This is a genomic window from Limnohabitans sp., assembly GCF_044361985.1.
Taxonomy (GTDB): Bacteria; Pseudomonadota; Gammaproteobacteria; order Burkholderiales; family Burkholderiaceae_C; genus Limnohabitans_A.
The window spans coordinates 1-6,975 of record NZ_JBIKHV010000103.1 but is presented as its reverse complement, the minus strand read 5'-3'; the positions used below and the strand labels follow the sequence as shown (position 1 = coordinate 6,975).

Annotated in this window: 7 protein-coding genes and 1 tRNA gene; 1 reads left to right on the top strand and 7 read right to left on the bottom strand. The window is 57.5% G+C overall.

What is annotated here, in order from left to right; all coding sequences use genetic code 11:
- The 3 genes from ACIQ3A_RS12825 to secA form a co-directional block, all read right to left on the bottom strand.
- Positions 1 to 609, bottom strand: a 609-nt coding sequence (locus tag ACIQ3A_RS12825) for an ATP-binding protein (protein ID WP_396432119.1), incomplete at its 3' end; no start/stop codon positions are given.
- Positions 606 to 1,835, bottom strand: coding sequence for a bifunctional glutamate N-acetyltransferase/amino-acid acetyltransferase ArgJ (argJ, locus tag ACIQ3A_RS12820; RefSeq protein ID WP_396432118.1), 1,230 nt, complete (start codon positions 1,833 to 1,835; stop codon positions 606 to 608). The genes argJ and ACIQ3A_RS12825, both read right to left, overlap by 4 nt.
- Before the next feature lie 84 nt (positions 1,836 to 1,919).
- Entirely contained in the window at positions 1,920 to 4,667 is a 2,748-nt protein-coding gene (secA, locus tag ACIQ3A_RS12815; RefSeq protein WP_396432117.1) for a preprotein translocase subunit SecA, read from the bottom strand.
- A gap of 227 nt (positions 4,668 to 4,894) precedes the next feature.
- On the opposite strand from secA, the gene ACIQ3A_RS12810 reads away from it, so the two are divergent.
- A complete protein-coding gene (locus tag ACIQ3A_RS12810; protein ID WP_396432116.1) occupies positions 4,895 to 5,203 on the top strand; it encodes a hypothetical protein in 309 nt (102 codons plus the stop codon).
- A gap of 79 nt (positions 5,204 to 5,282) precedes the next feature.
- On the opposite strand, the gene ACIQ3A_RS12805 is transcribed toward ACIQ3A_RS12810, so the two are convergent.
- From ACIQ3A_RS12805 to ACIQ3A_RS12790, 4 genes are all read right to left on the bottom strand, one after another.
- Positions 5,283 to 5,358, bottom strand: a tRNA-Thr gene (locus ACIQ3A_RS12805).
- Positions 5,359 to 5,417: 59 nt separating this feature from the next.
- A complete protein-coding gene (locus ACIQ3A_RS12800) occupies positions 5,418 to 5,867 on the bottom strand; it encodes a ClpXP protease specificity-enhancing factor (protein WP_396432115.1) in 450 nt (149 codons plus the stop codon).
- An 18-nt stretch (positions 5,868 to 5,885) separates the two neighbouring features.
- Positions 5,886 to 6,497, bottom strand: coding sequence for a glutathione S-transferase N-terminal domain-containing protein (locus ACIQ3A_RS12795; RefSeq protein WP_396432114.1), 612 nt, complete (start codon positions 6,495 to 6,497; stop codon positions 5,886 to 5,888).
- Positions 6,498 to 6,589: 92 nt separating this feature from the next.
- The coding region (locus ACIQ3A_RS12790) for a cytochrome c1 (protein ID WP_396432113.1) at positions 6,590 to 6,975 on the bottom strand (386 nt) is incomplete at its 5' end.

Sequence of the window (6,975 nt, the reverse complement as noted above, 5' to 3'; positions counted from 1 at the left end):
GTAGGTGAGGTTTTCGCTCATGTACTCGGGCAACAAATGGCGGCGGTTGCTGGTGGCATAAATCAGCACATTCGGAGTCGATGCCGCCACGGTGCCATCCAGGATGGACTTGAGGGCCTTGTAGCCCGGCTCGCCGTCTTCAAAGCTCAGGTCGTCGCAGTAGACAATGAACTTTTCAGCGCGCCCAGCCACCACCTCGATGATGTCGGGCAAGTCGATCAGGTCTTCTTTTTCCACCTCAATCAGGCGCAGGCCCTGTTGGGCATAGGTATTCAGGCAGGCCTTGATGAGGGACGACTTGCCGGTACCCCGTGCGCCCGTCAACAGCACGTTATTGGCCGAGCGTCCATGCACAAACTGCTCGGTGTTGCGTTGCAGTTTTACTTTCTGGTCGTCAATTTCCTTCAGGTCGTCCAGTGCCATGGCCGCCACGTGCCGCACTGGCTCCAGCACGCCATGGCCAGACGAGCGCTTGCGGTAGCGCCAGGCAATCGCCTGACCCCAATCGGGTGCTGACAATGGCTGAGGCAGGACCGACTCAATGCGGTCCACCAGCTGGCTGACTTTGGCCAGCAATTGATCGAGGGCTGAACTGGAAGAGGATGTCATGAACGGTAATCCGCGTTGATGGTGACGTATTCGTGGCTGAGGTCGCAGGTCCAAACTGTGTCGCTGGCCGACCCTCGGCCCAGGCCCACGCGCACAGTGATCTCGCTGCCTTTCATGACGCGCTGACCGTCTTCTTCTCGGTATTCAGCACGGCGCCCACCCTTGGACACCACATGCACGTCGTCCAGGTGCAGCTCAATCAGGCCCTGGTCGAGGTCGTCAATGCCTGCATAGCCCACTGCCGCCAAGATGCGCCCCAAATTGGGATCACTGGCGAAAAAGGCGGTTTTCACCAAGGGCGAATGGGCAATCGCATAAGCCACTTGGCGGCACTCTTCGGCTGTGCGCCCGCCTTCCACCTGCACTGTGATGAATTTGGTGGCACCTTCACCATCGCGCACGATGGCGTGGGCCAACTGCCGGGCCACTTGCATCAAGCCCTGAACAAGAGATTTGCCGTCTGCACTGTCCAGCGAGGTGATGGGTGCGTGACCCGCCTGGTGCGTGGCGATCAGCATGAAGGAGTCGTTGGTCGAGGTGTCGCCATCGATGGTGATGCGGTTGAACGACCCATCGGCCAATTGCCTGGCCAGCTCGGGCAACAAAGCAGGATCAATGCACGCATCAGTGGTTACAAAACCCAGCATGGTGGCCATGTTCGGGCGGATCATGCCAGCGCCCTTGCTGATGCCGGTGATGCTGACCGTCCGAGCACCCACTTGAACCTGCACGCTGGCGGCTTTGGGCACAGTGTCGGTGGTCATGATGCCCTCAGCGGCCTTGGCCCAGTGGGCGACTTGCGCATCGGCCAATGCAGCAGGCAATCCGGCCACGATGCGGTCAACCGGCAGCGGTTCCATGATCACGCCTGTCGAAAACGGCAGGATCTGCGCAGGCGTGCATTGCAGCAAGCCGGCCAGCGCGTCACAGGTCTGCCGCGCATGCGCCAGGCCCGGGGCGCCGGTGCCCGCATTGGCGTTGCCGGTGTTGATGAGCAAGGCGCGTACAGAACTGCCTGCGGCCAAGTGCTCTCGGCACAGCTGCACGGGCGCGGCACAAAAGCGGTTGCGGGTGAACACGCCCGCCACACTGGCACCCGGGTCCAGCAAAAAAACCGTCAAGTCCTTGCGGTTGGCTTTGCGCACACCAGCCTCGGCGATGCCGATCCTGACGCCCGCGATCGGGCGCAATTGTGCGGGGTCCAGGGGTGGCAAATTCACAGGCATGGCGGTCCTCCAGAAAAACAGAAACTCGATTCAGGCAAGGGACATAGAAAACGGGCCGAAGCCCGTTTCATGCGTGCAACAAACTCAGGCGAGTTTGCCGTGGCAGTGTTTGAATTTTTTGCCACTGCCACAGGGGCACGGCTCATTGCGCCCCACAGGGCCCCAAGCTTGCTGCAGACCCGCCAGATCAGCGGACACCGTCTGCGGCTGACCCGATTCATCAGGCGCGCTGTAGGTCACGTTGCTGATTTGCTCTGCGCGCTCTTCGATGTCTTGGGCGGCTTGTTCAATCTGATCACCCGAGTCGATGCGCACCGTCATCAGAGTGCGGGTGACTTCGTTTTTGACAGCATCAAGCAACTGGCCAAACAACTCAAAGGCCTCGCGCTTGTATTCTTGCTTGGGCTGCTTTTGGGCGTATCCACGCAAATGGATGCCTTGCCGCAGATAGTCGAGCGCACTCAGGTGTTCCCGCCAATGCGTGTCGATGCTTTGCAGCAACACCATGCGTTCAAACGATGTAAAGCTTTCAGGCCCCACACCGTCGAGCTTCGACTGGAAATGGGCGTTGGCGGCGGCCACCACCTGTTCCAGTATTTCCTCATCTGTGATGGCGCTGGCAGCTTGGACTTTTTCTCTCAAAGGCAAGTCAAGCAACCACTCTTCAGCCAGCACCTTCTCCAGGCTGGCCAAGTCCCATTGCTCTTCGACGGATTCAGCAGGGACATACTGGCGAACCAGGTCCGTGAAACACCCTTCACGCAGGGCTGCGATCTGACTGTTCAGATCCTGCGCATCCAGAATGTCATTGCGCTGCTGGTAGATGACCTTGCGCTGGTCGTTCGACACATCGTCGTATTCCAGCAATTGTTTTCGGACATCGAAATTGCGCGACTCCACTTTGCGTTGGGCGCTTTCGATGCTGCGCGTCACGATGCCCGCTTCGATGGCCTCGCCTTCGGGCATCTTCAGGCGGTCCATGATGGCGCGCACGCGATCACCCGCAAAAATGCGCATGAGCGGATCGTCCAGACTCAGGTAAAAGCGCGATGAACCGGGGTCACCCTGGCGGCCGGAACGACCACGCAGTTGGTTGTCGATGCGCCGTGACTCGTGCCGCTCGGTGGCAATGATGCGCAGCCCCCCCAAAGACTTGACCTGCTCGTGCACCACTTTCCATTGCTCACGCAGTTCGGCCACGCGGGTCTGTCGCGCATCTTCAGGCAAGCTTTCATCGGCTTCAACCGCCTGGATGTCTTTTTCGATGTTGCCACCCAACACAATGTCGGTACCACGGCCCGCCATGTTGGTGGCAATCGTGATCATCCCCGGACTACCCGCTTGCGCCACGATGTCGGCCTCGCGGGCGTGCTGCTTGGCATTAAGCACCTGGTGCGGCAAATTGGCTTGCGTCAGCAACTGCGAAATCAACTCGGAGTTTTCAATCGACGTGGTACCCACCAGCACGGGCTGTTTGCGCTCGTGGCATTCGCGAATATCGGCAATGGCAGCCGTATAGCGCTCTTGAGATGTCTTGTAGACGCGGTCAAGCTGGTCTGCACGCTGGCTTTTGCGGTGCGGCGGAATGACCACGGTCTCCAGACCGTAAATCTCCTGGAACTCATACGCCTCGGTGTCGGCTGTACCCGTCATACCACCCATCTTGTTGTACAAGCGGAAGTAATTTTGAAAGGTGATCGACGCCAGCGTCTGGTTCTCTGCCTGGATCTGCACACCCTCTTTGGCCTCCACCGCTTGGTGCAGGCCATCGCTCCAGCGGCGACCAGTCATCAAACGTCCGGTGAACTCATCAACAATAACGATCTCGCCCTCCTGCGCCACATAGTGCTGATCGCGGTGGTACAGATGCTGCGCACGCAATGCAGCGCTCAGGTGGTGCATCAGCGTGATGTTGGCGGGATCGTACAGGCTGGCGCCTTCAGGAATCAGGCCCATTTGTGCCAGCACCGCTTCAGCCTTTTCGTGGCCTTGCTCGGTCAGGAAAATCTGGTGCGATTTTTCGTCCAGCGTGAAATCCCCAGGGGTGATGATGCCTTCCCCGGTGCGCGGATCGGCCTCACCTTCCTGGCGCGTCAACAAGGGAACGACCTGCTTCATCGACAGGTAGGTGGCTGTGTGGTCTTCGGCCTGGCCGCTGATGATCAAGGGGGTGCGGGCTTCGTCAATCAGGATCGAATCGACCTCATCGATGATGGCGTAATTCAGGGGGCGTTGCACACGGTCACTGGCTTCATAGACCATGTTGTCGCGCAGGTAGTCGAAACCGTATTCGTTGTTCGTGCCGTAGGTGATGTCAGAGTTGTAGGCTGCCTGCTTTTCTTCGCGCGACATTTGGGCAAGGTTGATCCCCACCGACAAACCGAGGAAGTTGAAAAGTTTGCCCATCCAGCGTGCATCGCGGCTGGCCAAGTAGTCGTTCACGGTCACGACATGGACGCCCTTGCCAGCCAGTGCGTTCAAATAAGCGGGCAGCGTGGAGGTCAGGGTTTTGCCCTCACCCGTGCGCATTTCGGCAATCTTGCCGTTGTGCAAGGCGATGCCGCCAGACAACTGGACATCAAAGTGGCGCATCTTCATGACACGCTTGGAGCCTTCACGCACAACCGCAAAGGCTTCGGGCAACAGGGCGTCGAGTGTTTCACCTGCGGCATACCGGTCCCGGAAAATCTGGGTCTTAGCACGCAAATCGTCGTCGCTCAAAGGCTCCAGTCCGGCCTCGAGTGCATTGATGCGCTCCACCGTTTTGCGGTATTGCTTGAGCAGGCGGTCATTTCGACTGCCAAAAATTTTAGTGAGGAATGGGATGGCCATGTCTACAAGATCCGCCTACAGCCATGGGCTGAGGAAAGACCGTCTATCCTGTCAAGTTAAAGGGTTCATGGGAATCCGGGCTCGCGGAATATCAAACTCCACGTTCCCAGCTGGCCGCCACAGGCGCCAGCTCAACTTGATGATTTTAGCCTCTGGGCATGCCTGTTTTCGGGCACACGCCCCCAGCCTTGTCTGCTGCCGGATAATGAGCGCATCAACCCACAAACATGCAACGACGTCACCAAGCCATCCCCTTGCATCAAGCTGCGCAAGAGTCACCCACTTTTGCGCGGTTGGCCGACTTGGTTCGTGCCTCTTCGGCGCGCTTGAAGGCCATTGCCAGCCTGCTTCCTGCGCCGCTGCGGGCCAGTGTTCAGGCTGGGCCCATCGAAGATGGTTGCTGGTGCCTGCTTGTCAGCTCCAATGCGGTGGCCGCCAAACTGCGCCAACTGGTGCCCGCCTTGCAGGCCCATTTGGCACAAAAGGACCTGCACGTGACATCGATCCGCATCAAGGTCCAAAACCGGGTGGGTTAACCCCCTCTTTTGGGAGGCTCACTGGCGCACCGTGCATAAAAAAAGGCCCTGGTTTTTAATCAGGGCCTTTTCGGATTGATGGTGCCGCTTGTCGGATTCGAACTGACGACCTACCGCTTACAAGGCGGGTGCTCTACCAACTGAGCTAAAGCGGCACGGGCTAGATTCTAACTTGCGCAGAGACCGTCTCAGCCCTCTGCAGTTTTTAATTTTTTCATTTGACCCGCTTCAAGGTGGGGCGAGTCGGCGATGTGGGCGGCAACGGCTCATCGCCCTCCTCCACAGCAGCGTTATGAACATTCACGGCCGACAAAGTGGCCGAAGACGATGAAGTATCGTCATCGCTCACAGGGAAAGCCATGCCTTGGCCATTTTCGCGCGCGTAGATGGCCATGACCCGCTGGATAGGCACCATGATGTCGCGGGGCTTGCCCCCAAAACGGGCTTTGAACTCGATGAATTCATTGCCCAGCTTGAGCGAACTGGTGGCGTCCATGCTGACGTTCAAGACAATTTCGCCGCCCTGCACATATTCGCGCGGGACCTGTACCGAGTTGTCCACCTTAACAGCCACATAAGGCGTGAAGCCGTTTTCGGAGCACCAATCGTACAGGGCTCGGATCAAATAAGGTCGGGTGGAAGGCAATTCGGTGGCACTGATCATCTTGGGCTCCAACCGAATTTACTTGCGCATGACCTTTTCAGAAGGCGTCAATGCCTCAATGTAGGCAGGGCGCGAAAAAATGCGCTCGGCGTACTTGAGCAAAGGTGCAGCATTTTTGCTGAGTTCAATGCCGTAGTAATCGAGACGCCACAGCAGCGGCGCGATCGCGACGTCGAGCATTGAAAAATTGTCACCCAGCATGAACTTGTTCTTCAGGAACACCGGGGCCAATTGGGTCAAGCGGTCGCGGATGTGGGAGCGGGCTTTCTCCAAGGCTTTGTCGTTGCCTTTGAGCGCACGGTTTTCAAGGGTCAGCACATGGACAAACAGTTCTTTCTCGAAGTTGAGCAAGAACAGTCGCACGCGAGCACGGTCAACCGGGTCACCGGGCATCAGTTGGGGGTGCGGGAAACGCTCGTCGATGTACTCATTGATGATGTTCGACTCGTACAAAATCAAGTCGCGCTCCACCAGAATGGGCACCTGGCCGTAAGGATTCATCACATTGATGTCTTCGGGCTTGTTGTAAAGGTCCACGTCACGGATTTCGAAGTCCATGCCTTTTTCAAACAGCACAAAGCGGCAACGGTGGGAAAAAGGACAAGTGGTTCCGGAATAAAGCACCATCATGGCGGAGGCTCCTCAAAAAATCAAAAAGAGTGGGAGGCCGTTGAGACCTACCACTCCACAAGACCCGGCAAGTCTGCCGGGTGAAAGATCAATTACTTGATGTCTTTCCAATACGCGGCATTCAAACGCCAAGCGATAAAGGTGAATACGGACAAGAAGATCAGGACCCAGACGCCAATGCGAACACGGGTGTTTTGGGCGGGCTCAGCCATCCACTGCATGTAACCCACCAGATCACCGATGGCCTGGTCGTATTGCAGGGGTGTCATTGTGCCGGGTTTGGTTTGTTTCCAGCCTTTGAAGATCTGCACTTTTTGACCATGCTCTTCTTTGTCTTCAAAAATTGGCTCGCGCTCACCCTGCAACTCCCACAATGGGTTGGGCATGCCGACGTTGGGCAAGGCCAAGTTGTTCCAGCCGGTGGGCTTGGTCGAATCCCGATAGTAAGTGCGCAAGTAGGTGTACAGATAATCGGCAC

Bases quoted from the DNA above. Each gene is read 5' to 3' on its own strand.
- argJ (WP_396432118.1), bottom strand. From the start codon at position 1,835: ATGCCTGTGAATTTGCCACCCCTGGACCCCGCACAATTGCGCCCGATC.
- secA (WP_396432117.1), bottom strand. From the start codon at position 4,667: ATGGCCATCCCATTCCTCACTAAAATTTTTGGCAGTCGAAATGACCGC.
- ACIQ3A_RS12810 (WP_396432116.1), top strand. From the start codon at position 4,895: ATGCAACGACGTCACCAAGCCATCCCCTTGCATCAAGCTGCGCAAGAG.
- ACIQ3A_RS12800 (WP_396432115.1), bottom strand. From the start codon at position 5,867: ATGATCAGTGCCACCGAATTGCCTTCCACCCGACCTTATTTGATCCGA.
- ACIQ3A_RS12795 (WP_396432114.1), bottom strand. From the start codon at position 6,497: ATGATGGTGCTTTATTCCGGAACCACTTGTCCTTTTTCCCACCGTTGC.